This window comes from Enterobacter kobei, from assembly GCF_001729765.1.
GTDB classification, from domain to species: domain Bacteria; phylum Pseudomonadota; class Gammaproteobacteria; order Enterobacterales; family Enterobacteriaceae; genus Enterobacter; species Enterobacter kobei.
This window is the reverse complement of the sequence record NZ_CP017181.1, coordinates 2,187,871-2,213,553: the sequence shown is the minus strand read 5'-3', so window position 1 is coordinate 2,213,553 and position 25,683 is coordinate 2,187,871. Positions and strand designations below refer to the sequence as shown.

The window sequence follows — 25,683 nt, the reverse complement described above, 5'->3', positions numbered from 1 at the left end:
TACCCTCCTGGCTAATCGAATCAATTGCAAAAAAGCCTACATTTGCTCTACATACTGTCTGAGCCAATCACTGAAACTGTCCGCTTGTTTTCTACGCTCCCCATCATCATGCCAGAGCGTGATAATCTGCCCGCGAATCCCAGCGTCAGTCGGGGCAAGGTCAAGACAAAGATGATCGCCCGCTCCATTGTAAGTAAACGGGATCCAGGAGGGATTCCACCATTCCGAACGAATACCACTTTGCGGACACGACTCAGCTCCATCAAAATCGCCACCATCAAGTAAATCTTTCCAGACACGCCACTCCTGCAAAATGCGTGAAGTGGATAAGAATTCGCAATCATCAAATAATCCATGGCTCATACCACGCTGACCATTGTGAATTTTCATGAAGGCTACAAAATCGGCTGGCAAGATTACACTCAGGGCCTGCTCTAACGCGACGATTTCTTCATCTGTGGCCGGAGGTGCAAGATCTATTAATACCTCAGGGTCGCGGTCTTGCAGAATGACTTCCAGTTTTTCCCATAGTTGCTTCATTGTTTCTGTTCCTTTCAATCCATATGATTATTAACGGCAGTTTTCGCTGAGAATTGAGTAATATTTTATACGTATGACGGTCAGCTAATGAGTTAATCACAACCCGCTGTCAAACTGTGTCAGCCGTTCTCAGTTTTTTGCGGCAAGGCTCATTTGGCCCGCCAGAATCAAGAATGAGATATACCTCATGTGATTGCACGAAGGTCGCCGACGCGGTCGCTCCCAAATGCGCCGATAACCGAGGCGTCTGTGTTCAATTACCAGCTCTTGAATGCGTAGAGTCAGTCCGGTAGGGACAAACTCGTAACCCTACTGCAGCGACGTCGCGAAAGATCGGCCGCATCACACTTCATCATCTCGGCTTCTTGCTTCTGGCCTGTCAACGTAGTTTCGCCCAAGTACTAACTGAAGCGCTCACTTATCCAGCATGGCTTTGGCAAGCATCTTTATGAGTCGGGCGTTTCCGCTTCTGTCGACTTAAGTCACTTCATCTCAATGGCCTCCGTGCCCCAGATTTCTTGCAGCCGATATAGAGCGGGAAGTATAAAAATGTATGCTTGCGGAAGCGTTCACGGCTTCGGCTTCGGCTTCGGCTTCGTGGAGCATACTGATGCTCTTTTAGCAGGAAAGAAGCTTAGTCATAGGAATTGATACCCATCCTCGTTTATATCTGAATATATTAATCTACTTTATTAACTTCTCTGATTAACATTCCGCTTGAGGTCAAAGCATCAGATCCTTTAATTCCATTTCGGTGCGATTTCGGTAAAGCCGATTTAATGATAACTTTCTCAAATAAAGAATTGAATTCATTAAGTATTTCATCAAGTTTCAGATGCTGACGACAACGTAAAATAAAGGAGGTGGATTCATCAACTTCATTAAGTTCTGAAATAAAGTTCAAAAATTTCTCCACTATAGCGTTACCTTTATATTTAAATTCGTAGGATGAAATTTTCTTACCGATATTTTTTATGATGAACTCTACCGACCACTGTGCTCCCCTCTTATATTTATCAATAATTTCAGTAGCGATAAAATATAATCCAAGCCGTGTTCTAAGCTCCTCTTCAAGATCGAAATATTGAGATGGCAGAGCCACTATTAAGTTTTTTATCTGCGGCACAGTTTTCCATTCCCAGTCATCTTCTGTTCTCATCTCTGTCCCGAGCACATGGAATTGATCTAAACTTTCAACGATTTTCAGCAGCTTGCAAACGGCTTCATCAAGAATGATGTTTTTCCCTTCTTCGGTATACTCACCCGGGGGATCATAGGCAAGCACCTTCAAAGGACGGCCAGCATCAATGGACGTGTGCGTACATACATTGGTTTGCACCTGTTTTAAAGTCAAAGTAGGTGAAGCCCATGCCAGATGTGTTATAGCACCAAGCTGCAGTAAACCTTCCTGAATCCTTTTATTACGCCCAGCATCCGTGCCACCTTTACTTTCAAATATATGCCATTCTCCGGTATCAGACTCAATAAGATAGTCGGGTGATTTTTTAGTAGTGAAAGGGTTTGCTAATATAGAGGGATGCAACCCTTTAGTATAAATACTGGTATGCAACATAACATTGATTTTTTCACCCGCAGCAGCAAGCCAATGGTATGCAGCAATGAAACTACCTATACCACCTGCTATAAATGAGATTGCAACTTTTTCTGAAGGTTCTATTTTTGAATAAAACTCCTGCGTGAAATAAGCATCGTTTTTACCTACTTTGATACATGAAGCCACCATTAGTAATCTTTTAAGTAAGTAAGACGCCAGTTCAAGTGACTCGTTATGATTTAGAAGAAGATGAGATGACCACATTCCTGTACGACCATACCCACACTCAAGCGCGGCATGTACAATTTGTGGTAGGGGTAGTGCCGGGTAATGCGCTGAAAGATTTTTTTTTGCGCCACTTCCGAATGGGATTCTTGTCGTCTTCGTAAAAGAATTTTTTAAAAAACTAGCTGGTTTGCTTTTATCATAAATCTTTTTAGTTGGATCTTTTTTGTTAATAATCTGCTTAGGCCTTGGTTTTGCCCCGCGTATTTTAGGTACGTAATATTCAAATATATTACCTTTAATCAGTTTAGAAGGAGTTTTAGGCTTTGCCACAATCATATCCTTGTGAGAAGAGAAATCTCAAACCAGAGTTAATTAAAAATCCCAAGCAGATAAACTTCACCACGCTGCTCGAAACAATGACTACAGAGTAAACTTATTCTTATTCTAATCCACATATTATTTCAACTTTTGTGACTACTGAAATTAGTAGGTGCTTATTACGTTCTCATTGCAGGGCGGATTTTTTATGCTATGCGTTTTGCAGTGAGATTTTGGGGGGTGTCATACTCCACAGGGGAAACGTGAGAAGTACTATTTTTTCAGCATCACTACATTCTGCGCTATTATCATGCCCTTTTGCTACATGCGCTGTTGCATCTGTTCGGCAATAAACGCCATCGTACTGATGATCCCTTCAATCGACATTTGGCAGAACTCGCTTACGCTCATCATCACCAACCTTTCTACTTAAAAGCCCAACGCCTAACTGATAATGGACCTTCAACCCATTCGAAATACCAGAGCTTCAGATGTTGATAAACTGACTATATAACGCCATAACGATTCTGTATGGTACGAGATACAGAGAGGATGGAAAAATTCAGCAAAGTGCTAAATAAACGTCGGTTTCTGGTACCAAGCGGACGACAGTTCTCAAGCGCAAACATCAATGACATATCCCCTGCACAAGCTTTGCCCTTCCCTTGCCAACAATCAAACAGCTTGTACCGCAGATTTTGTCGGTAGACATGCGCATCGCCCAACCCTGATATATTGAGCCTAACGGGACGCCCAAGTTTCAGCATCTAAGTTCAGCGATCCTTCACACCGTTTACGATTTGATATGAAATGTCCGACGGAGAGGCTGGAAGCATTTCGGGCACAAATCAACGCTGCCGCAGAGACGAGCGAAGCTGTTTCAGCCGAGTCGGGAAGCGACAAAAAACTAGCTCCCGGGCTACCGACAGCGTCATAAAGGGTCTTTGCATCAGGATATCTGGCGAGGCACTGCTGGCGAACTGCGGCTACCTCGCCGTTTACCCGAACCAGGGCTGATGGAAAACACCACATTCTTTTAAACATATGATTCTGAAGCGTGATACGCCGTGTCGCTCAGCCGAGACCGATTAAATGTCTTCACTCAAATCGCTGTTCGCCTTTACGATCTTCCTGCTGTTCCCGATCCCGTTGACGCTCAATCATAAGCATTAAGCGCTCATGGATGTCTCTTGCAGCGTCTGAAATGTCAGCCCGCGGGTGGTGGATGAGTTCACCGAAAGCGTCAGCTCGTGCCTGCCATATGTTTGCAAGGCTGCCACTCCAGCTTGTGGGGCTCGTTAAGTCAGCAAAGGATTCAAGGGCCACGGAAGGGTCAGGTGTAGTCTCAAGGAACTTGACTGCATTTTTGTGTAAGACCGTCCAGCCTGAGTCATAGACACTTACCCAGAGTTCTACCCCCTGCGGTACAGATACCCACAGGCCCGCATCGTCACTACAATAGCGCCCCATGGAAAGCGGCAAACGTCTCACCATATTGGTTGACACGACGTCGTTAATGACTCTCGCCATGCTAAAAATGCACAAGAAGAATCCCACCGTAGCAACCAGGGCTGCCGCTAACATAAGCTAGTACGGTATGCCTGTTTTCGTGACAGACTGGTGAAGACCCCAGCCATGACCAGGCACGGTACCAGTCCAAACGATAACGCCCCTGAACTCCCCTCTACCACTGTGCCAAAATCTTTCGTACAGGGACTCGACATTGACGTGTTCACCTTCTTGTTGCCCTAAATCTGGCTAAGCCAGCCTGTCATACATCCATTTGATATAAGCCGCTGTGAGCGAGAACCTGACGGCTTTCTTCTGATTAGTGAAGCGTCACATTTAGCTCAAACAACCGCTCATGCAAGTCGTTTTTTTGCCGATATAACATAGATGTGTATGTATGCAGGGTGAAAACAGGGCCTTTGCTTTCACCTGGCTACCCATTTACAGCTTTGCGGACTATCACAAGATAAATCGAAGCTGTCGATGCAGCGGGATCAAAACAATCCTGATAAGGAGTGATTAAGTGGCAGTTGTACAAATTGCGTGGGACTGGCTGCACTGGAACTGCCGTCAGAGCTGGAAAAATGTCCTTCCAGTATTCCAAAGCTGTGACGTAAGTCAGGAAGACCTGAAACGGCGGTTTTATGCACTCAGGCTTAATGGTCTGTTCGCTATTAAGTACCCATGCGGCATTTCTCCCTCGTTTTACCTCAGCGAAGGAAATTAAATATATTTTTTTACTGTGATAAAGACATGGTTTTTATTAAATAGGGAATAATGATGATTAGAATTTTAGGGCTTATATTTGTGTTACTTACGGCGGGCTGTTCAACGCCCGGGAAGCCGGCTTTTTATTATACCTGGACACAGTACAAAACCGGTGTTGAAGTGATGCTGGTCAATGAACCGCAGTACAAAGATGGTTTTGATGGAATTCTTCGCCTTGACGATAAAGGCGAATATGCAGTAATGGCTATATACTACGGTGGGGATATGTCGAGTCACTTCGGATATGTTACGAAGGACAGCCTCGAAAGCTGGATAACCATGTACACTGGCTTTTTAAAATGGGATCCGCAAAATCCTGCGCAGCCGGCAAAATTCACTATTCCGGATAATCTCTCGTGGACCCATAAAGACTACGATGTTGAGTATCGATTTTTGAACGGTAAAAAGCTATTTGTTATCAATAAGCACAGTACTGGAAACTGGTTTGTTGACTTCTCAGAACTCTCCATGGATGAAGCCAATGTCGCAAAGCTGACTGATGTCTATATCGATCTGAGGCAGAAGCTGAAATAGAAGGTCAACAGCTCCTCAGCCAGGCCTCATTTGGAGCTTTTCCGTGACTGGCAGAGGTAATCTAATCGTCTGCATTGTACCTTTCCGGTGAATGCAATGCAGACTTTGCAATACGCGCTTTTGGCACGAAACGGACTTTTGCAGGCCGATGTCCGCTATGAGCGAGAAGCGGACGTTCGAGTGGTCTAGCAAGCAGGTGGGGGTTTTGCTAACGTGGTTGCGTATCAATAACAAGGGGCAGGTCACATTGGGCTACAGTGAATACCAAAAGTGGTTTGTTTAATTAAGCGGGATAATTACAGCATCGGTGGGTTTATACTTATCGTTGGGAGAAGATCCTAGTGATTGGTGCCCCTCTCTTCAGCATAATACCTTGCTATAAAAAGAACAGATCAAGAAGCTGGCAAAAGCTGGAATGATTACTTGTTGAGACACATTATCCTGTAAGGAAACACAGCATGTTTAAAGAACTTATAGAGCAGAGCCTAAACGAGGCAAAAGCCGCCAGAGCTGCGCTGAACAAGGTTAACGGTGTAGTTGTCGGAAAGATGCATAATCCTGATCAGGGGTTGTATCTCGCTAACTATGCAAATTTGCTAATGAACAGGCAGATAGATATCTTTGATGATGCGCTTCTCCTCCTCGAAAACGAACGATACCAAACCGCTTGTGTCGTTAGCCGGGGGATGATTGAAACACATGCTTTCTCACGACTCTTAAACAAGAAAGTGGAGAAGATCCTGACGAACCAAAGCGGCCGCGAAAGTGTAGATAAAGCTCTCGATGTCATCCTGGGCTTTACGAACAGTTCCCGATTTAAAAAGTCAGAGCAAGAAAAGATTCAGAAAGGAGTATTTGACCCTAACGACTACATGTTTACTGAAGAGACTAAGCATCGTTTTGAAAACCTACTTGCTGTCAGTCAGCATGTGATGAATGCTTTACGCGATCTCTATGAAGATGAGATGAAACAGACTAAGGGGAGAGAAAGCGATTTTGAACTGACGTATGACATACTTAGCGAATATGTTCATCCTTCACAAACGAGCATCTACCAATACTACACACCTGAAACCCACTTAGTTCCTACTTCAGTTGGTAATATCCATGCTTATGAGTCTGCTCAGATACAGTGCGCGAGAGCGCTACACTTCATATTAGATGCGAAGAATCAACATTATTGGTCTTCACAGTTAGCAGATGAGATGACTAAACGTGGTAAACAGTAAAAACTCAGCCCCTGTAGAGGGGCTTTTTATTTGACAATCTTTTAATTTCTTCTTTATATACTGCAAATGACATGCGCCCCATAGAACAATTTATATTGATGTTAGCAATGCCCGCTTCTGGCACAAAGCGGACCTCCCCCCTACACCGCCGACTTCGGCCTTAAATTCTCATCAAACGTCAGTCGCTTCCGGTCAGGCTCAACCTCGCGCAGCGGCTCGACCTGGTGCATCGTCAGCTTGCAGCGCTCTACCAGCACCTGATACTCCCGCGTGCCCTGCTGCTTCCAGGCCAGTTCCTGCTCACTCAGCTCGCGGATCGCTTTGGCCGGACTGCCGATAATCAAATGGTTAGCGGGCATCTCCGCTTTCGCCTTCACGAACGCCGCCGCTCCGACGATGCTGTTTTCACCGATGACCGCCCCATCCATTACCACCGCGTTCATGCCCACCAGCGCGTTACGGCGGATCACGCACCCGTGGAGAATGGCACTGTGGCCGATATGCCCGTCCTCCTCCACCACCGTGTCCTGCTCCGGGAAGCCGTGCATGACGCAGTTATCCTGAATGTTGGCGCCATCTTTCACCACAATGCGGCCAAAATCACCGCGCAGGCTGGCGTTAGGGCCGACATAAACGCCTTTACCCAGAATCACGTCCCCAATCAGCACCGCCGTTGGGTGGACGTAGCTCTCGTCAGGCACCACCGGCGTCAGACCGTCAATTTGATAAACAGGCATCTTCACTCCTTATGCGCTTGAAAGACCACCAAAGCGTTGATAGTAGAGCGTGCCGGGCACGGGCAGTTCGCCGACGGAGGTTTCCCCCTTCTCGCTGACAAACGCCAGCGCCCCCGGTGCAACACGCTGATAGATATTGATGCAGAGCTGTCGGGCGCTTTGTCCCGCCCAGTGCGCAGGCAGTAACTCCTCCGGCAACAGCGGGTCTTTTAGCACCACACGACGATAAAAGTGAATCAGCAGCAGCTGGATCTGGAAGCACCGTTCCGGCGTAAGCTCCTCCGGCGCGGCCTCTTTTAACAGCGGCAGAAGCGGCCGGAACGAAGTAATAAACGACTCATACATCGCGTTTTGCTCGGTTAGCTGCCAGCACTCTTCTACCCGTGAACGCAGCGCCGCGCGGGAGAGCGCCAGCGGCGAGTGGGCTTCAAAGAAAATGACGTTCTCCGCCACGCCAGCATCGTGAAGCAGAGATTGTACATCCGCCAGATGCTGCGACGGCGAGGCCATCAGGCTCGGCGCCAGCGTGCCAAACCCCTGCCAAATCAGCTGCTTTTTGACGTCGGCAAGGGTGGTTTTGTCCAGCCCTTCGGAGAGCAGTAACAGCCATTTTCCGTCCCAGGCGGGCAGTTCGGCGCGGTAAATCTTATTCTCCGCGCGACGGGTCAGGCGCAGCCCTTTATCGCTCAGGCGGTAAAAGCTGCGACGCCCGATGCGCGAGACGTCCAGCCAGCCCTCTTTGTTGAGGCGAAACAGCGCGGTGCGCACGAAGCGCTCGCCAAACCCCATGCCTTCCAGTAAGGCGGCGAGGCTGCCAAGCCAAATCTCGCCGCCGCGATGTGAAAGCGCGTCACCGTATAATGAGGAGATAAGCGACGTTCCGCTAACGGGAACCGAGCTAACCGCGTGCTGGATAAAGGCATCGAGTTTATTCATGTGATTCATTCTGTTGTTATTTTTGGTCTGGATGAATCATAGCATATTCCCCTCACCCTAACCCTCTCCCAAGGGGAGAGGGCTGACTTGTGGGAAACTCAACCGTTGGCCGCGACTTTACGCAAATCAAACACCCGACAGGCCTTGCCCTCTGAACGCGGGATGCTGCCGCAGTTGACTATCATCACATCGGTGGAAATCCCCACCATCGATTTAATGCGATGACGCAGCTGGTGGCACACCTGGCAACGCTGCTCGTGGGTCAGCGTTAAGCTGCTCTCTTTCAGCTCCACCTTCACGGAAAGTGAATCAAGATGTCCGCGACGGTTCACCTCCAGCTGGTAGTGGGGTGAGAGATGTTCAAACTTCACAATCTCCTCTTCCAGCTGTGACGGGAAGACGTTGACGCCGCGGATGATCAGCATATCGTCGCTGCGACCGCTGATCCGGTCCATGCGGCGCATGGTACGGGCGGTGCCGGGCAGCAGACGCGTCAGGTCGCGGGTGCGGTAGCGGATCACCGGCAGCGCCTCTTTAGTGAGCGTGGTGAACAGCAGTTCGCCCTGCTCGCCGTCGTTCAGCGGCGTGCCGTCGTTCGGGTTGACGATCTCCGGATAGAAATGATCTTCCCAGATGGTCGGACCGTCGGCGGTTTCAATACACTCCATCGCCACACCCGGCCCCATCACTTCGGAGAGGCCGTAAATGTCCAGCGCCGTAATCCCCAGGCGTTTTTCGATTTCACGGCGCATGGCCTGTGTCCACGGCTCGGCGCCGAATACCCCCACGCGCAGGGAACAGGTGCTGGCATCGCCGCCCATCTGACGTTCCAGCTCCTCAATCAGGTTGAGGCAATAGGATGGCGTCACCATGATCATGTCCGGCTGGAAATCACGGATCAGCTGCGCCTGTTTCTCCGTCTGGCCGCCGGACATCGGGATCACCGTCGCCCCTAAGCGCTCGGCACCGTAATGTGCGCCCAGCCCGCCGGTAAACAGACCATAGCCATACGCCACGTGAATTTTGTCCTTCGCACTACCGCCCGCGGCGCGCAGGGAACGGGCCACCAGGTTGGCCCAGTTGTCAATGTCGCCCTGCGTGTAGCCGACAACGGTCGGTTTGCCGGTGGTACCGGACGATGCGTGAATGCGCACCACCTGCTCCATCGGCACGGCAAACGTATCAAACGGATAGTTATCCCGCAGGTCCTGCTTGGTGGTGCACGGGAATTTGCGGATATCCGCCAGCTCGTTGAAATCGTCAGGGTGAACGCCCGCGGCGTCAAACTTGCGTTTGTACATCGGCACGTTGTTGTAGGCGTGATGCAGCGTCCATTTCAGACGCTCAGTCTGCAGCGCCTGTAACTCGTCAAGGGAGGCTGTTTCAATCGGATCAAGCTTTGTTGTATTTGTCATTGTAGGGTGCTCACAGTGAAATTTGATCAAACACGCTCAAGGATCATGGCAATGCCCTGACCCACACCGATGCACATCGTACAGAGCGCGTAGCGCCCGTTGCGTCGATGCAATTCATTACTCGCGGCCAGCGCCAGTCTGGCCCCGCTCATTCCCAGCGGATGGCCCAGCGCAATCGCGCCGCCGTTCGGGTTAACGTGCGCGGCATCATCCGGCAAACCCAGCTGACGCAGGACGCCCAGCGCCTGCGCGGCGAAGGCTTCGTTGAGTTCGATGACGTCCATATCGTTGATGCTGAGACCGGCACGCTCCAGCACCCGGCGGGTGGCAGGCACCGGTCCGAGCCCCATTAAACGTGGCTCCACGCCTGCCGTTGCCATCGCCACGATCCGCGTGCGGGGGATTAATCCCTGCGCCAGCGCCATTTTCTCGCTGGCGATGATTAACGCCGCCGCACCGTCGTTGACGCCGGACGCATTCCCCGCCGTCACCACCCCGTTCTTACGGAACGGCGTTTTCAGCCCGGAAAGCTGTTCGAGCGTGGTCTCTGCGCGCGGATGTTCATCCACGCTGAATTCGGTGACCGTCCCTTTTTTACCCGGTACCCGTACCGGCACGATTTCCTGCGCCAGAATGCCGTTCTGTTGCGCCAGAGCGGTTCGTTGCTGGCTGCGCAGCGCGAACGCGTCCTGATCGGCACGGCTGACATTTAACAATTCAGCTACATTCTCTGCCGTTTCCGGCATACTGTCAGTTCCGAATTGCTGATGCATGAGCGGATTCACAAATCGCCAGCCGATGGTGGTATCAAAGATCTCCGCCTGGCGCTGAAACGCGGCGGTGGCTTTCCCCATCACAAACGGTGCGCGGGACATGGACTCGACGCCGCCCGCCATCAGCAGGTCGCCATCACCTGCTTTAATAGCGCGAGCAGCGAAGCCTATTGCGTCCAGACCCGAGCCGCACAGGCGGTTAATGGTGGTTCCGGATACCGTCTGCGGCAATCCGGCCAGCAGCGCCGACATTCGCGCCACGTTGCGGTTATCTTCCCCCGCCTGGTTGGCGCACCCGAAAATCACATCATCAATCCGTTCCAGGTCGAGCTGCGGGTAGCGGTCCAGCAGCGCACGCAGCGGTACGGCACCGAGATCGTCCGTTCGCACGGCAGAAAGCGCGCCGGCGTAGCGCCCCACTGGCGTTCGAACGCCATCACAAATAAATGCGTCACGCATCAGGCCTCTCCTGTGACAGTGCCGCCGATGCGGTGTGATTTTCCGCGGAACAGGGCGACGGTTTTCTGTTGCTGGTTCTGAATTTCAATGTCGTACACGCCGGTCAGTTTGCCCTGATGCATCACCCGCGCGGTGGCGGTGAGCTTATCTCCGGCAAAGCCCGGACGCAGAAAATCGATCGAGCAGCCGGAGGCCACCGCCGCCAGCCCCTGGCTGTTGCAGGCGTAGGCAAAGGCGGTGTCTGCCAGCGAAAAAAGTTGGCCGCCGTGACAGGTTTTGTGGCCGTTGAGCATCTGCGGGGTGATGGTCATGGTCACCACCGCGTAGCCCTCGTCCATATCGACAATGTCCATCCCCATCGCCTGCGCGCAGGCGTCCTTTTCGTACATCGTGCGGGCGTTATGCCAGGCGTTATGACTCATAGCTACTCTCCAGAAGCGCCCGCTGGCGCAGCAGTGAACAGGGGCGATAACGTTCTTCGCCGTAATGTCGTTGCAGGTTCTCCAGCAGGGTCAGCAGGCGCTGCCAGCCCAGACGCTCGCCCCACGCGATCGGGCCGCTCGGGTAGTTCACGCCCAGACGCATGGCGGTGTCGATATCCTTCTCGCTGGCGACCCCCTTTTGCAGGGCATCCAGCGCTTCGTTAGCAATCATTGCCAGCGTGCGCCAGACCAGCAGACCGGGATAATCGGCAATTTGCACCACCCGGTGCCCCTGCTGTTGCAGGTAGCGGATGGCTTTTTGCGTCGCGGTGTGCGGGTTGCTGGCGGCCGCCGCAATCACCGCCACGTCACGCTCAATACGGTCCATCACCACTACCGGGCCGTTGAGGCGCAGCGCCAGTGCCTGAGCGGTTTCCCCCTGCGTTTCAACCAGATACACATCATCAATTTCTGTGACACCGTCACGTCTTTTTTCCACGCGCATCGGGCTGTAGCTGTCATTTACGGTCTCAACCCACTGCACGACGGGTTTCTCCCCCTGCCAGTCGTAAACCCCTTTTCCGCTCTTTTTACCCAGCCTTCCGGCCAGCACCAGCTCCTGCTGCACCAGCGAAGGCAGGAAACGACGCTCCTGCCAGAAGGCGTTAAACACCGAGCAGGTCACCGCAAAGTTGACGTCCTGACCAATCAGGTCGGTCAGCTCCAGCGGCCCCATCGGAAAACCGCCGCCCTCGCGCAGCGCAGCGTCAATCACCTCCGGTGGGGCGACCTGCTCTTCAAGCGCACGCCAGGCTTCGGAATAAAACGGGCGCGCGACGCGGTTGACGATGAACCCAGGCGTTGACTGGCAGCGAACGGGTTGTTTACCCCAGTTCAGCGCCAGTTCACACAGCGCGTCTGCCACTTCCGCAGAGGTCGCCAGCCCGCTGACCACCTCCACCAGCTTCATCACCGGCGCGGGGTTAAAGAAGTGCAGCCCCGCCACGCGCTCCGGATGATTCACGTCTGCCGCAATCGCCGTGACGGAAATGGACGATGTGTTGCTGGTCAGCAGCGTCTGGGGCGGACAGATCTCCGCCAGCTGCGCAAACAACGCCTTTTTCACCTCCAGCCGTTCGGAGGCCGCTTCAATCACCAGTTCGGCCGCGGAAAGCGCGGTGATATCCGTCACCGGAAGCAGTCGGGCCAGGATCTGGGCGCTGGCATCGGCGGAGAGCTTTCCGCGCGTTACCCGGGAAGCCAGACGCTGGCGAATCCCGTCGATGGCGCGTGAAATCGCATCTTCGGCGATGTCATAAAGCAGAACCTGATGGCCGTGGCTGGCGGCAACTTCGGCAATGCCCGCGCCCATCGTGCCGCTGCCAATCACGGCGACCGTGCGTATGTTCAGCATCTTATTTCCCCGTAAAGTTCGGCGTGCGCTTCGCCAGGAAAGCGCTGACGCCTTCGCGGTAGTCGTCGCTGCGACCGGCCAGACGTTGATAGTCGCGCTCCAGGTCAAGCTGGGCATCCAGGGTGTTGGTTTCCGCGGCGTTAATGGCCTGCTTGATCAGCCCCAGCCCAAAGGTTGGCTGAGACGCAAAGTGCAGCGCCATCTGCTGCGCGGTAGTGGAGAGCTGGTCGTCATCCACCACCTGCCAGATCATTCCCCACGCCTGCGCCTGTTCGGCGCTGAGTTTATCGCCGAGCAGCGCCAGTCCCATGGCGCGGGCACGTCCGGCCACGCGTGGCAGCAGCCAGGTGCCGCCGCAGTCCGGCACTAAGCCGAGCTTGCTGAAGGCCATCACAAAGTTGGCAGAACGGGCGGCAATCACCATGTCGCAGCCGAGCGCCAGCGTGGCGCCCGCGCCGGCCGCTACGCCGTTGACTGCACAAATGACCGGCTTCGGCAGTTTTGCCAGGCGGCGTACCAGGGGGTTATAGAAGGTTTCAACCGACATCCCCAGGTCCGGTGCCGGGCCGTTGGGGTCGACGTTGCGGTCGTTCAAATCCTGCCCGGCGCAAAAACCGCGCCCTGCGCCGGTGATCAGCAGGCAGCGGATGGTGTCATCGCGCTCGGCCTGTTTCAGGCATTCTGCAAGCTGCTGATGCATCACGTCATTAAAGCTGTTCAGACGCTCCGGACGGTTCAGCGTAATGGTCATTACGCCCTGTTCTACTTGACTGAGAATACATTCCACAATTAGCGTCCTTTAAAGTCGGGGGTGCGTTTTTGCAAGAAAGCGTCGATACCTTCCCGGCGGTCTTCGGTGGCAGAGAGCAGCGTAAAAAGCTGACGCTCCTGCATCAGGCCAGCCTGCAGAGGCACCTCCTGAGACTGACGAAGCGCCTGTTTCGCCGCCTGCAGCGCCAGCGGGGAATGGCGCGCCATCACTGCCGCCTGCTTCAGGGCATACTCCAGCGTCAGGGATGCCGGGAAGACATCGCTGACCAGCCCGGTGCTCATCGCCTGCTGCGCAGTAATGCTCTCTCCGGTCAGCACCATTTTGCTGGCAAGGGATTTACCGACGCTGCGGATCAGTCGCTGGGTACCGCCCGCCCCCGGCATAATGCCGAGGGTGATTTCCGGCAGGCCAAATCGTGCGTTATCCCCGGCAATCACCACGTCGCACAGCAGCGCAAGTTCACATCCGGCGCCCAGCGCGAAACCGTTGACGGCGGCGATCAGCGGTTTGTTAAACGCGTTAATGCGCGCCCACAGTTGCGGGCGGATATCGTTCAGGGTGGCTGGCAGGTCTTTCTCTGCCATTTCGTTGAGATCGGCCCCGGCGGCAAAGCAGCGTTCGTTGCCGTAGATCACACAGGCCGAGATGTCGGCATCAACCGCAGCGCTTTCCAGCGCGTCGGCTAATTGCGTCAACAGGGCGTTATTCAGGGCATTACGCGCCGCCGGACGGTTCAGCGTCAGCTGCAGCACGCGGCCATGACGGGTAACAGTCAGTTCGCTCATGCCATCCCCTTTGCGTCAAAGTCGACGATCACGTCGGCGGTGAGCGGCAGTGACTGACAGCTCAGCACATACCCGGCGGCCAGCTCGTCCGGCTCCAGACTGTAGTTGGTCGCCATGTCCACCTTCCCGCGCAGCACTTTGCATTTACAGGTCGCGCACACGCCGCCTTTACAGGCATAAGGCAGGTCCGCCCCCTGACGCAGGGCAGCATCGAGGATGCTTTCGTCGTCTGCCGTCAGGGTAATTTCGCGGTCGCGCCCGTCCTGTCGCACGGTCACTTTCTGTCCTTCCGCCTGCACGTTTACCGTGCGTTTCACGGCGGTCCCCGGCGTATTAAAGCGCTCAAGGTGAATGGATTTTTCCGACATCCCCAGCGCCTTCAGCGCGGCTTCGGCCTCGTCCATCATCGACGAGGGGCCGCAGATAAACGCGTCGTCGTACTGACGGAAGTTGATCAGGATTTTCGCCAGCGCCTGCAGCTTTTCCCCGTCGATGCGGCCATACAGCAGATCGCTGTCCAGCCGCTCCTGGCTGAAGATGGAGACCAGCTGCAGCCGCTGCGGATATTTATCTTTCAGGTCCGCCAGCGCCTGGCGGAACATCATGCTCTGGCTGCTGCGGTTGCCGTAAATCAGAGTGAAATGGCTGTTCGGTTCGGTGGCCAGCGTGGCGGAGAGGATCGCCAGCATCGGGGTGATGCCGGAGCCTGCGGCTATCGCCAGGTAGTGGCCTTCACGTTCGGCCTGCGGCTGATAGCCAAATTGCCCCTGCGGAACCATCACCTCCAGCGCCATGCCTGCTTTGATCTCATCCCGGGCATAGCGGGAAAAACGCCCGCCTTCGATGGCTTTGACCGCCACGCTGATCTCACCCGGCGCGGTAATCCGGCAGATAGAGTAACAGCGGCGCAGCTCGTCCCCGCCCAGCTTCGTTTTCAGCGTCAGGTGCTGTCCGGGGCGAAAGCGGTAGGCTTCCTGCAGCGCCTGCGGCACCGCAAACGTGATGGTCACCGCGTCGCGGGTTTCGGGTTCCACTTTTGCCACTGTTAATGAATGAAACGTTGTCATGGCAGCCTCAAATGCATTTGAAATAGTCGAAGGGTTCGCGGCAGGTGTTGCAGCGGTAAAGCGCTTTGCAGGCCGTCGAACCAAATTCACTGATTAGCGCGGTGTCGGTACTGGCGCAGCGCGGGCAGCTCACCTCCAAAGGTGCGTGCGCGTGGCAGCTATGCCCCACGGGCGGGCTGATGCCGTAAGCCCGCAGGCGTTCGCGCGCGTCGGCGGTCATCCAGTCGGTGGTCCAGGCAGGGTCAAGCTGGAGCACAATGTGCACCGGGGTAAAGCCATGCGCGGTCATCACGTCGCGGATCGCCCCCAGCAGGTGTTCCGTTGCCGGGCAGCCCGAATAGGTTGGCGTGAAGCCAATCACCCAGCCTTCCCCCTGTGCCTTGACGCTGCGCACCATGCCTAAGTCGGTGATGGTTAATACCGGCACTTCCGGGTCCGGGATCTGGCTTAACAGCGACCAGATCTGCGGGATTTGCGCCGGTGCGATGTCGACGAGACGTTGCATAGCGTTCTCCTTTACCACTGCTGACCGGGATACGCGCGCTGGAGATACTGCATTTCTGCCAGCATCGGCCCCAGATGTTCGGTATGCAGTCCCTTCTTACCCCCGGTGCGGTACGCCACCTCGTCGGGTACGCTCAGGCTGGCTTCTTTAAGACCGGCATACACTTCGCTTTCCCACGGCTGGCGCAGGGTGCGTGGGTCCACCGCCACGCCGGAATCTATCAGCGCCAGCTCAACGTCATCGGCGTCAAACAGCTCTGCCGTAAAGCGCCACAGATTATCGATGGCCTGCTGCATTTTTTGTGCGGACGTTTCGGTCCCGTCGCCCAGGCGTACCAGCCAGCCGCGGCTAAAGCGCAGGTGGTAGCGCGCCTCTTTGATCGCTTTGGCGGCGATGGCGGCAAGCTGGCCGTCAGTGCTGCGGGTCAGGCGCTCATACAGCGCCACGTTCCAGGCATCCATCAGGTACTGACGGGCAATCGTGTCGGCGAAATTGCCGTTGGGTTGCTCCACCAGCAGGACATTGCGGAACTGGCGCTCGTCGCGCCCAAACGCCAGGGTATCTTCGTCGCCCTCACCTTCACATTCAGCGGCGTAGGCCAGGAAATTGCGCGCCTGGCCCAGCAGATCAAGACCGATATTGGCCAGCGCGAGATCGATCTCCAGCTCCGGCGCGTGGCCGCACCAGGCACCCAGACGCTGGGAGAGCACCAGACCGCTGTCGCCCAGACGCAGGGCATAGGCTGTGACTGTTTTCATCCTTCGCCTCACATGTGCTCGATGCCATCGGGGATGGTGTAGAACGTCGGATGGCGGTAAACCTTGCTTTCCGCCGGATCGAAAAATTCGCCGCTCTCTTCCGGCTGGGAGGCAATAATTTCGCTCGCCTTCACCACCCAGATAGAACATCCTTCACTGCGACGGGTGTAAGCATCGCGCGCATTTTCCAGCGCCATGCGATCGTCGGCGGCATGCAGGCTGCCCACGTGACGGTGGGACAACCCTTGTTTGCTGCGTACGAACACTTCGTACAGCGGCCAGTAGACATTGCTCATGATTATTTCCTCTTATGCGGCCTGACGGGCGCGTTGTTTTTCTGCGTGGGCCAGGGCGGCTTCCCGCACCCACGCCCCGTCTTCCCAGGCTTTACGTTTCGCGGCCAGCCGTTCGTGGTTGCAGATGCCGCGCCCGTTAATCACCTCTTCAAATTCCTGCCAGTCGATTTCGCCGAAGCGGTAGTGACCGCTCTCTTCATCAAAACGCAGGTCGGGATCCGGCACCGTCATCCCCAGCATCGCCACCTGCGGCACCGTGTTGTCGACAAAACGCTGACGCAGCTCGTCGTTTCCGAAGCGTTTGATTTTCCAGGCCAGGCTGCGGGCGCTGTTTGGCGAGTTATCGTCGTTCGGCCCGAACATCATCAGCGCAGGCCACCAGAAGCGATTGATGGCGTCCTGCAGCATCTGGCGCTGCGCGTCACTTCCCTGGGCCAGCGCCATGCAGGCTTCAAAGCCCTGACGCTGGTGGAAGCTCTCTTCTTTGCAGATTTTCACCATCGCCCGGGCATACGGACCGTAAGAGGTGCGGCACAGCGCCACCTGATTGACGATGGCAGCCCCGTCCACCAGCCAGCCGATGACACCGATGTCGGCCCAGCTCAGGGTGGGATAGTTAAAAATGGAGGAGTACTTCATCTTGCCGTCGAGCATCTTCTGGTAGATGTCTTCCCGTGCGCAGCCCAGCGTTTCTGCCGCGCTGTAGAGGTAAAGTCCGTGTCCGGCTTCATCCTGTACTTTCGCCAGCAGAATCGCTTTTCGGCGCAGCGTGGGTGCGCGGGTGATCCAGTTACCTTCCGGCAGCATGCCGACGATTTCGGAATGCGCATGCTGACCAATCTGGCGGATCAACGTTTTACGGTAGGCGTCAGGCATCCAGTCCTGAGGCTCAATCGCCGTCTCCTGCGCTATGCGCTGCTCAAACCGTTGTTCTTGCGTCACGTCATCACCTTTATGATTCGTTAGTTTGCAAATTAAAGCGAAATGATGAATCACTTTTTTTTAAAAGTTACACAAAGGTTAAATATAACCCCAAGAATTGTTTCCTTGTTTTGTGATGGTGCTCGCAAGGCTTTTGCTACTGCCCTTGCAGAAAGCGGTCTGACGGACTGCAATTCATCAGGCCAGATCACAGCATTAACAATTCATTAAAATCTCAGCTTGCTTTTTATGATTCATAATTAAACTATTAATGGTGAAATTACGTAACATTTGGAGATAAGCGATGCAGCAGTTAGCCAGCTTCTTGTCCGGTACCTGGCAGTCTGGCCGGGGCCGTGAACGCGCCATTCATCACGCCATCAGCGGCGAAGCATTGTGGGAAGTCACTAGCGAAGGGCTGGATATGGCGGCCGCTCGTCGCTATGCGATTGAGCGCGGTGGCGAAGCGCTTCATAAGATGACCTTTATTGAACGTGCAGCCATGCTGAAAGCGGTAGCGAAACACCTGCTTAGCGAAAAAGAGACGTTCTATGCCCTCTCCGCCCAGACCGGGGCGACGAAAGCGGACAGCTGGGTGGATATTGAAGGCGGGATCGGCACCCTCTTTACTTACGCAAGCCTGGGCAGCCGGGAGCTGCCGGATGACACGCTGTGGCCGGAAGATGAGTTGATCCCGCTGTCAAAAGAAGGCGGTTTTGCCGCTCGCCACGTTCTGACCTCGAAATCCGGCGTGGCGGTACATATCAACGCCTTTAACTTCCCTTGCTGGGGGATGCTGGAAAAGCTGGCGCCGACCTGGCTTGCCGGGATGCCCGCCATCATTAAACCGGCCACCGCCACCGCGCAGGTGACACAGGCGATGGTGAAATCTATCGTGGACAGCGGACTGGTGCCGGACGGCGCCATTAGCCTGATTTGCGGCAGCGCGGGAGACCTGCTTGACCATCTCGACAGCCAGGACGTGGTGACTTTTACCGGCTCCGCCAGTACCGGGCAAAGCCTGCGCGTTCACCCGAATATTGTGGCGAACGCGATACCGTTCACCATGGAGGCCGACTCCCTGAACTGCTGCGTGCTGGGTGAAGACGTCACGGCGGAGCAGCCGGAGTTTGCCCTGTTTATCCGGGAAGTCGTTCGCGAGATGACCGCCAAAGCCGGACAAAAATGTACCGCTATCCGCCGTATCATCGTCCCCCAGAATCAGATTGATGCCGTCAGCCAGGCGCTGATTGCCCGGCTGGAAAAAGTGGTGGTGGGTGATCCGGCGCAGGACGGGGTGAAGATGGGCGCGCTGGTGAATGCCGAACAGCGCGCCGACGTGCAGGAGAAAGTGGACCTGTTGGTTACGGCGGGATGCCAGATCCGTCTGGGTGGCAAAGCGGATTTACAGGCCGCGGGCGCGTTCTTCCCACCGACCCTGTTGTTCTGTCCGCAGCCGGACGAAACCCCTGCGGTGCACTCAACTGAAGCTTTCGGCCCGGTAGCGACGCTGATGCCGTATCGCCATACAGAGCACGCGATGGCGCTTGCCCGCGCGGGCGGCGGCAGCCTCGCAGGAACGCTGGTTACCGCTGATTTAGCCCTTGCCCGCCAGTTCATTGCCGGTGCGGCACGTGCCCACGGTCGTATTCAGATCCTCAACGAGGAATCCTCCAAAGAGTCCACCGGCCACGGCTCCCCGCTGCCGCAGCTGGTGCACGGCGGGCCCGGTCGCGCGGGCGGTGGTGAGGAACTGGGCGGCCTGCGCGCGGTGAAGCACTACCTGCAGCGCACGGCGATTCAGGGCAGTCCGACCATGCTGGCGGCCATTGGCAAGCAGTGGGTGCGCGGCGCAACCGTGCAGGAAGATCGCGTGCATCCGTTCCGCAAATACTTTGAGGAGCTGCAGCCGGGCGACAGCCTGCTGACGCCGCGTCGCACCCTGACGGAAGCGGATATTGTGAACTTTGCCTGTCTGAGCGGGGATCACTTCTACGCCCATATGGACAAGATTGGTGCGGCAGAGTCGATCTTTGGCGAACGGGTGGTTCACGGTTACTTCCTGATCTCCGCCGCAGCGGGACTGTTCGTCGATGCGGGGGTCGGACCGGTGATTGCCAATTACGGTATGGAAAACCTGCGCTTTATCGAGCCGGTCAAACCGGGCGACACCATTCAGGTGCGCCTCACCTGCAAACGCAAAACGCTGAAGAAGCAGCGCACCGCGGAAGAAAAACCGACGGGCGTGGTGGAGTGGGCGGTTGAGATTTTCAACCAGCACCAGCAGGCCGTTGCGCTCTACTCCATCCTGACGCTGGTGGCGCGCCAGCGGGGTGAATTCTAACACCTTACCTTCACCGCCTTCCCTGCCGGGTGGCGCGATGCTTACCCGGCCTACGACGACCTGCCGGGTGTGACACCGTCCCGCTCTTTTTTTAACCTGGCAAGTGCAACAAATAACCTGGCAGATGCAGGCAAACGCTTTTCTCAGGCGTCTGTCAGGATAAGGCTGACACAACACAATAAACACAACAAGATGAGGTCTACGATGGGAAGCAATTCTTCTTTTTCTGCCCGTAGAACGGCACTGGCCATGGCCGTTGCGCTGTGTTGCGCCTGGCAATCCCCTGTTTTCGCCCACGGCAGCGAGGCGCATATGGTCCCGATGGACAAAACGCTGCAGGACTTCGGCGCAGACGTGCAGTGGGACGATTACGCACAGATGTTCACCATTGCGAAAGACGGCGCCTTTGTGAAGGTCAAACCGGGCGCAAAAACCGCTATCGTCAACGGTAAAACCCTCACGCTTGAGGTGCCGGTGGTGATGAAAGGCAACAAGGCCTTTATCTCAGAGACGTTCATCAACGATGTTTTCCAGTCCGGTCTCGATCAGACCTTCCAGGTTGAAAAAAGTCCTCACCCGTTAAATGCGCTCACGGCAGACGAAATTAAGCAAGCCGTAGAGATTGTTAAAGCCTCTGCGGATTTTAAACCGAATACCCGCTTTACCCAGATCGCCCTTGCGGAGCCAGAGAAAGCCAAAGTGTGGGACTATGTGCTCAACGGTACGGCAGTCGATGCCCCTCGCCAGGCGAAGATCGTCATGCTCGATGGAAAGCATGTCATCGAGAGTCTGGTGGATCTGAAGGATAAAAAAATTCTGCGCTGGGAACCGGTTAAAGACGCGCACGGCATGGTGCTGTTGGATGATTTCACCGCGGTTCAGCAGATCATTAACGACAGTACCGAATTTGCTGAGGTGCTTAAAAAGCACGGCATAACCGACCCGAAAAAAGTGATTACCACGCCGCTGACCGTCGGCTATTTCGACGGTAAGGATGGCCTTAAGCAGGAAGACCGTTTGCTGAAAGTGGTGAGCTATCTGGATGTCGGCGACGGCAACTACTGGGCACATCCGATTGAAAACCTGGTGGCGGTGGTCGACCTTGAGCAGAAGAAGATCCAGAAGATTGAAGAAGGCGCCGTTATCCCGGTTCCTCTGACCCCACGTCCCTATGATGGCCGCGACCGCATAGAGACACCGAAAAAACCGCTCGACATTATTGAACCGGAAGGCAAGAACTACACCATAACCGGCGACAGAGTGCACTGGCAGAACTGGGATTTCCACCTGAGCCTGGACTCGCGCGTGGGCCCGATGATCTCAACCGTCACGTATAACGACAACGGCAAGAAACGTCAGGTGATGTATCAAGGGTCGCTCGGCGGCATGATTGTCCCTTACGGCGATCCGGACGTGGGCTGGTACTTTAAAGCCTATCTCGACTCCGGCGACTACGGCATGGGCACCCTGACCTCGCCGCTGGTGCGGGGTAAAGACGTGCCGTCCAACGCCGTGATGCTCAATGAAACCATCCCGGACTATACCGGCGCGCCGATGGAGATCCCGCGCGCAATCGCCATTTTCGAACGCTATGCCGGGCCGGAATACAAGCATCAGGAGATGGGTCAGCCAAACGTCAGCGCCGAGCGTCGTGAACTGGTGGTGCGCTGGGTGAGTACCGTCGGTAACTACGATTACATCTTCGACTGGGTATTCCATGAGAACGGCACCCTCGGCATTGATGCTGGCGCGACGGGTATTGAAGCCGTGAAAGGCGTTCAGGCCAAAACCATGCATGACGCCACCGCCAAAGACGATACCCGTTACGGCACGTTGATTGACCACAACATTGTGGGCACCACGCACCAGCACATCTATAACTTCCGTCTTGATATGGATGTCGATGGTATTAACAACAAGCTGGTGGCGATGGATCCGGAAGTGAAACCCAATACCGCCGGTGGCCCGCGCACCAGTACCATGCAGGTCAATCAGTACGACATTGATACCGAACAGCAGGCGGCACAGAAATTTGACCCGGGCACTATTCGCCTGCTGAGCAACACCCGTAAAGAGAACCGCATGGGCAACCCGGTCTCGTATCAGATTATCCCCTACGCGGGCGGCACCCATCCGGTGGCAACCGGCGCGAAATTTGCCCCGGATGAGTGGATCTACCATCGCCTGAGCTTTATGGATAAACAGCTGTGGGTGACCCGTTACCACCCGGATGAACGCTATCCGGAGGGTAAATTCCCTAACCGCTCCATCCACGACACGGGACTGGGACAGTACAGCAAAGATAACGAGTCGCTTAACGATCAGGATGACGTGGTCTGGATGACCACCGGCACGACCCACGTCGCCCGCGCGGAAGAGTGGCCGATCATGCCAACGGAATGGGTGCATGCCCTGCTTAAACCGTGGAACTTCTTCGACGAGACGCCAACGCTCGGAAAGAAAAAAGACGAAAAATAACCCACCGCCGGGCAATCGCCCGGTTTTTTTTGCCCTGCCGTTTGAGGATCGTCCATGCTTGCTTATAGTTACAGATATCTCACCTGCATGATTTATCCCCCGGACGGGAAAGGGCTTTATGGAAAAAAGAAAAAAACCGACACTGGAACGCGCTACCTGGCCGACGCGCCACGCGATGGTCATGCATGGGCTGGCGATGAACCTGCCCTGGCTGGCGTTCGTCAACGTCAGCTTCGCCGTGATGATCCTGCTGCGACACGTCCTGCTTAAGGCCAGCGATCCGCTTTATCCTCATATACCGCAACTGACGACCCTGGTCGATGCCTCGATGCTCGGCATTATTATCCTCTCTGCCGCGTTGATCCTGATGGCCTGGCGGCGTATTGCGGGTATCAGCGTGGTGCTCTTTATCTGTAGCGCCATCTGGTCGGTATCCTGTTTTTTGTTTATTACCTATTTGCTGCTGCCCCACGTCTGGCCGCTGTGCGTGATTTTGTTACTCGCAGGGTTAACGGCGCTCTACTTTTACCCTGAGGGATTACTCGCCTTTGTGCTTCCGCTCTGGATCACCCTGCCGGTCGCAAGCTGGATACTCAACGATGGCCTCAACCTTCACTTTGTCATTATCTGGAGCGTGTTTACCCTGATCCTGATCTGCGGGCGTTTTATCCTGTTGAGCTGGTTTGATGAAGCCTGGCGTCGTAATCAGCAAAATCAACTGCTGATCTCACGGCTGGATGCGCTGGCGCATCAGGATCCGCTAACCAAAACCGCCAACCGCCGGAGAATGGAGGTGGTGCTGGAAAACGCGGTCGAGCAGAAGAAACCTTTCTCGCTGATTATGCTGGATATCGACTATTTCAAACGCTACAACGACACCTACGGCCACCAGGCGGGTGATGACTGCCTGACGCGCGTGGCGCGGGTGCTGAAGCAGTCGGTACGAACGCCGGACGACGTCGTATCACGTTACGGCGGCGAGGAGTTTGTGGTGATCCTTTTCAATTGCCCGCTAAACATCGCAGAAAAGGTTGCCATGCGTATTCAGGACGGGCTGCGCACGGAGGCCATACCGCATGGCGCCTCGACGGTCAGCGACCATGTGACCGTGAGCATGGGGATTGCCGGCATGACGGAGGGGTTAGCCGGCACCGAAATAATCGCCCGCGCCGATGCGGCGCTTTATCGGGCGAAAGAGGCCGGGCGGGATCGGTGGTCGCTTTGAATAATGCCGGGTGGCGCTGCGCTTACCCGGCCTACAAAACCAGAGAAAGTAGGCCGGGTAAGGCGTAGCCGCCACCCGGCTTGTTTCTTAATACCGCACGCAAACCGACTTCGTCTCACACCATCCGTCCAGCCAGTCCGGGCCAAAGTCGCGACCTGTGCCGGACTGCTTCATGCCGCCGAACGGCAGGTTGGCGTCGATCAGCGTATGGCTGTTTACCCAGACGGTGCCCGCCTGCAGCCTGTCGGTGTACTCCAGCGCCTTGCTGATATTCTGCGTCCAGACGCTGGCGGTCAGGCCATATTCGGTGTCGTTTGCCAGCTGAAGCGCCTCTTCACCATCGGCAACGCGCACCAGATTGACCACCGGGCCAAACACCTCTTCGCGGGTTAAGCGCAGCGCGGCATCCGGGTTGACCACCAGCGTCGGCGAAACGTAATAGCCTTTCCCTTCCGGGCCACGGTTACCGACAATCAGCTCTGCGTGGCGAGATTGCGCTTCATCGAGGAAAGTCTGCACCTTGTCACAATGCGCACGCGACACCAGCGGGTTGATAAATGCTTCCGGGGACATACCCGGCCCGACGCTCAGGGATTTCACCGCCTGTTCGAAGCCGCTGACCAGCGTGTCAAACAGCGGCGCTTCAATGTAGATACGGGAACTCGCCGCACACACCTGTCCCTGGTTCAGGAAGCTCCCGGTCATCAGGCCTTCGATCACCCACGCCGGGTCCGCATCTTTGAGTACGATAGCCGGGTTTTTGCCCCCCAGTTCCAGGGTCACGCCTGTCAGGGTATCTGCCGCCGCGCGGGCAATTTGCTTGCCCGTCGCCGTTGAGCCGGTAAAGCTCACCTTTGCAATATGCGGATGCGAGGTCAGCGCTGCGCCGCACACCGCGCCGCTCCCGGTCACCACGTTGAATACCCCGTCCGGAATGCCCGCTTCGCTGGCCAGTTCCGCCACGCGCAGCATGGTCAGCGGCGTGGTTTCTGATGGCTTGATGACAATCGAGCACCCCGCCGCCAGCGCAGGCATCACTTTCCACATCCCAATCATCAGCGGGAAGTTCCAGGGCACAATCCCGGCCACCACGCCAACCGGCTCTTTACGTGTCCATGCCTGATAACGCGCCCCCTGTGGCAGGGGAATAGAAAGGTCGAGGGTTTTGCCTGCGATTTTGGTGGTCAGCCCGGCGGTATAGCGCATCCAGTTCAGGGTACAACCCACTTCAAAGAGACGGGAAATGTTAATCGATTTCCCCTGCTCCAGCGTTTCAAGCTGGGCCAACTCCTCGCTGTGCTGTTCAACCAGATCGGCGAAACGGAGCAGGATCCGCTCGCGCTCCGCCGGTAATTTTCCGGCCCAGCTGCGGGCAACAAAAGCACGCCAGCCGGACATGACGGCACGGTCAACGTCATCGACGCTGGCATCGGCCGTCGAGGCAATCACCTCGCCCGTGGCCGGGTTATAGACGTTGAGCCGCTTTTCGCTGTCCGACGCGGCCTGACGCCCTTCAATCCACAGGCCATGATGTCGGTCTAAAAATTGCTGCACGGCAGGCTGAATAGCCACCTGGGATTCGGACATAGGATACTCCTTCGTTATTATTCGCAGGGTGTTCATCCAGTCTAAGAGGGGTTTCGCATTCTCGCTTTTGTCTCTGTGACATTCGCTTTGCCACCTGTGACAGGTGCC

General features: G+C 55.4%; 22 protein-coding genes. 6 read left to right on the top strand and 16 right to left on the bottom strand.

Going from position 1 to position 25,683, the window contains the following annotated elements; translation table 11 throughout:
* Positions 1 to 36: 36 nt before the first annotated feature.
* Together BFV64_RS10755 and BFV64_RS10750 are read right to left on the bottom strand one after the other, a co-directional pair.
* A complete protein-coding gene (locus tag BFV64_RS10755; RefSeq protein WP_032636512.1) occupies positions 37 to 540 on the bottom strand; it encodes an SMI1/KNR4 family protein in 504 nt (167 codons plus the stop codon).
* Positions 541 to 1,219: 679 nt separating this feature from the next.
* The gene (locus BFV64_RS10750) at positions 1,220 to 2,653 is read right to left on the bottom strand and encodes a hypothetical protein (RefSeq protein ID WP_127312451.1); all 1,434 of its coding nucleotides are present in this window, start codon (positions 2,651 to 2,653) and stop codon (positions 1,220 to 1,222) included.
* A 2,020-nt stretch (positions 2,654 to 4,673) separates the two neighbouring features.
* Between BFV64_RS10750 and BFV64_RS25345 the strand changes: the two genes are divergently transcribed.
* From BFV64_RS25345 to BFV64_RS10735, 3 genes are all read left to right on the top strand, one after another.
* Positions 4,674 to 4,877, top strand: a complete 204-nt coding sequence (locus BFV64_RS25345) for a hypothetical protein (RefSeq protein WP_127348534.1) — start codon at positions 4,674 to 4,676, stop codon at positions 4,875 to 4,877.
* A 53-nt stretch (positions 4,878 to 4,930) separates the two neighbouring features.
* Positions 4,931 to 5,452 (top strand): hypothetical protein, encoded by a 522-nt coding sequence (locus BFV64_RS10740; protein ID WP_032636506.1) that lies wholly within the window; start codon positions 4,931 to 4,933, stop codon positions 5,450 to 5,452.
* 458 nt (positions 5,453 to 5,910) lie between these two features.
* Complete coding sequence (locus tag BFV64_RS10735) at positions 5,911 to 6,681, top strand: DUF5677 domain-containing protein (RefSeq protein WP_045135017.1); 771 nt, start codon at positions 5,911 to 5,913, stop codon at positions 6,679 to 6,681.
* A 140-nt stretch (positions 6,682 to 6,821) separates the two neighbouring features.
* Here BFV64_RS10735 and paaY read toward each other — a convergent pair whose 3' ends face one another.
* The 13 genes from paaY to paaA form a co-directional block, all read right to left on the bottom strand.
* Positions 6,822 to 7,418 (bottom strand): phenylacetic acid degradation protein PaaY, encoded by a 597-nt coding sequence (gene paaY / locus BFV64_RS10730; protein WP_045135016.1) that lies wholly within the window; start codon positions 7,416 to 7,418, stop codon positions 6,822 to 6,824.
* Between the two features lie 9 nt (positions 7,419 to 7,427).
* Positions 7,428 to 8,363: a phenylacetic acid degradation operon negative regulatory protein PaaX gene (gene paaX / locus BFV64_RS10725; RefSeq protein ID WP_014883708.1), complete on the bottom strand. Its 936-nt coding sequence runs from the start codon at positions 8,361 to 8,363 to the stop codon at positions 7,428 to 7,430.
* Positions 8,364 to 8,452: 89 nt separating this feature from the next.
* Positions 8,453 to 9,769 carry a phenylacetate--CoA ligase PaaK gene (paaK, locus tag BFV64_RS10720; RefSeq protein ID WP_014883707.1) on the bottom strand — a complete coding sequence of 439 codons (1,317 nt, stop codon included), beginning with the start codon at positions 9,767 to 9,769 and terminating at the stop codon, positions 8,453 to 8,455.
* A 26-nt stretch (positions 9,770 to 9,795) separates the two neighbouring features.
* Positions 9,796 to 11,001: a 3-oxoadipyl-CoA thiolase gene (gene pcaF, locus BFV64_RS10715; RefSeq protein ID WP_045135015.1), complete on the bottom strand. Its 1,206-nt coding sequence runs from the start codon at positions 10,999 to 11,001 to the stop codon at positions 9,796 to 9,798.
* Positions 11,001 to 11,423 (bottom strand): hydroxyphenylacetyl-CoA thioesterase PaaI, encoded by a 423-nt coding sequence (gene paaI, locus BFV64_RS10710; protein WP_014883705.1) that lies wholly within the window; start codon positions 11,421 to 11,423, stop codon positions 11,001 to 11,003. Before paaI ends, pcaF begins: the two co-directional genes overlap by 1 nt.
* On the bottom strand, positions 11,413 to 12,837 hold the full coding sequence (gene paaH, locus BFV64_RS10705; protein WP_063613997.1) for a 3-hydroxyacyl-CoA dehydrogenase PaaH: 1,425 nt from the start codon (positions 12,835 to 12,837) through the stop codon (positions 11,413 to 11,415). The genes paaI and paaH overlap by 11 nt, the downstream gene beginning before the upstream one ends.
* 1 nt (position 12,838) lies before the next feature.
* Positions 12,839 to 13,627, bottom strand: a complete 789-nt coding sequence (paaG, locus tag BFV64_RS10700; RefSeq protein ID WP_100246810.1) for a 2-(1,2-epoxy-1,2-dihydrophenyl)acetyl-CoA isomerase PaaG — start codon at positions 13,625 to 13,627, stop codon at positions 12,839 to 12,841.
* Positions 13,627 to 14,394 carry a 2,3-dehydroadipyl-CoA hydratase PaaF gene (gene paaF / locus BFV64_RS10695; protein ID WP_063943086.1) on the bottom strand — a complete coding sequence of 256 codons (768 nt, stop codon included), beginning with the start codon at positions 14,392 to 14,394 and terminating at the stop codon, positions 13,627 to 13,629. Before paaF ends, paaG begins: the two co-directional genes overlap by 1 nt.
* A complete protein-coding gene (paaE, locus tag BFV64_RS10690) occupies positions 14,391 to 15,461 on the bottom strand; it encodes a 1,2-phenylacetyl-CoA epoxidase subunit PaaE (protein WP_069602055.1) in 1,071 nt (356 codons plus the stop codon). Before paaE ends, paaF begins: the two co-directional genes overlap by 4 nt.
* Positions 15,462 to 15,468: 7 nt before the next feature.
* Positions 15,469 to 15,966: a 1,2-phenylacetyl-CoA epoxidase subunit PaaD gene (gene paaD / locus BFV64_RS10685; RefSeq protein ID WP_014883700.1), complete on the bottom strand. Its 498-nt coding sequence runs from the start codon at positions 15,964 to 15,966 to the stop codon at positions 15,469 to 15,471.
* Positions 15,967 to 15,977: 11 nt separating this feature from the next.
* Entirely contained in the window at positions 15,978 to 16,724 is a 747-nt protein-coding gene (gene paaC, locus BFV64_RS10680) for a 1,2-phenylacetyl-CoA epoxidase subunit PaaC (RefSeq protein WP_059373247.1), read from the bottom strand.
* Positions 16,725 to 16,732: 8 nt separating this feature from the next.
* A complete protein-coding gene (paaB, locus tag BFV64_RS10675) occupies positions 16,733 to 17,020 on the bottom strand; it encodes a 1,2-phenylacetyl-CoA epoxidase subunit PaaB (RefSeq protein ID WP_006175064.1) in 288 nt (95 codons plus the stop codon).
* A 12-nt stretch (positions 17,021 to 17,032) separates the two neighbouring features.
* Positions 17,033 to 17,962, bottom strand: coding sequence for a 1,2-phenylacetyl-CoA epoxidase subunit PaaA (gene paaA / locus BFV64_RS10670; protein ID WP_045135012.1), 930 nt, complete (start codon positions 17,960 to 17,962; stop codon positions 17,033 to 17,035).
* A gap of 283 nt (positions 17,963 to 18,245) precedes the next feature.
* On the opposite strand from paaA, the gene paaZ reads away from it, so the two are divergent.
* The 3 genes from paaZ (at position 18,246) to BFV64_RS10655 (ending at position 23,988) form a co-directional block, all read left to right on the top strand.
* The gene (paaZ, locus tag BFV64_RS10665; protein WP_014883697.1) at positions 18,246 to 20,285 is read left to right on the top strand and encodes a phenylacetic acid degradation bifunctional protein PaaZ; all 2,040 of its coding nucleotides are present in this window, start codon (positions 18,246 to 18,248) and stop codon (positions 20,283 to 20,285) included.
* Positions 20,286 to 20,489: 204 nt separating this feature from the next.
* Positions 20,490 to 22,763 carry a primary-amine oxidase gene (tynA, locus tag BFV64_RS10660; protein ID WP_023338290.1) on the top strand — a complete coding sequence of 758 codons (2,274 nt, stop codon included), beginning with the start codon at positions 20,490 to 20,492 and terminating at the stop codon, positions 22,761 to 22,763.
* Between the two features lie 118 nt (positions 22,764 to 22,881).
* On the top strand, positions 22,882 to 23,988 hold the full coding sequence (locus tag BFV64_RS10655; protein ID WP_023330317.1) for a GGDEF domain-containing protein: 1,107 nt from the start codon (positions 22,882 to 22,884) through the stop codon (positions 23,986 to 23,988).
* An 87-nt stretch (positions 23,989 to 24,075) separates the two neighbouring features.
* On the opposite strand, the gene BFV64_RS10650 is transcribed toward BFV64_RS10655, so the two are convergent.
* Positions 24,076 to 25,575, bottom strand: coding sequence for an aldehyde dehydrogenase family protein (locus tag BFV64_RS10650; protein ID WP_014883694.1), 1,500 nt, complete (start codon positions 25,573 to 25,575; stop codon positions 24,076 to 24,078).
* Positions 25,576 to 25,683 lie beyond the last annotated feature (108 nt).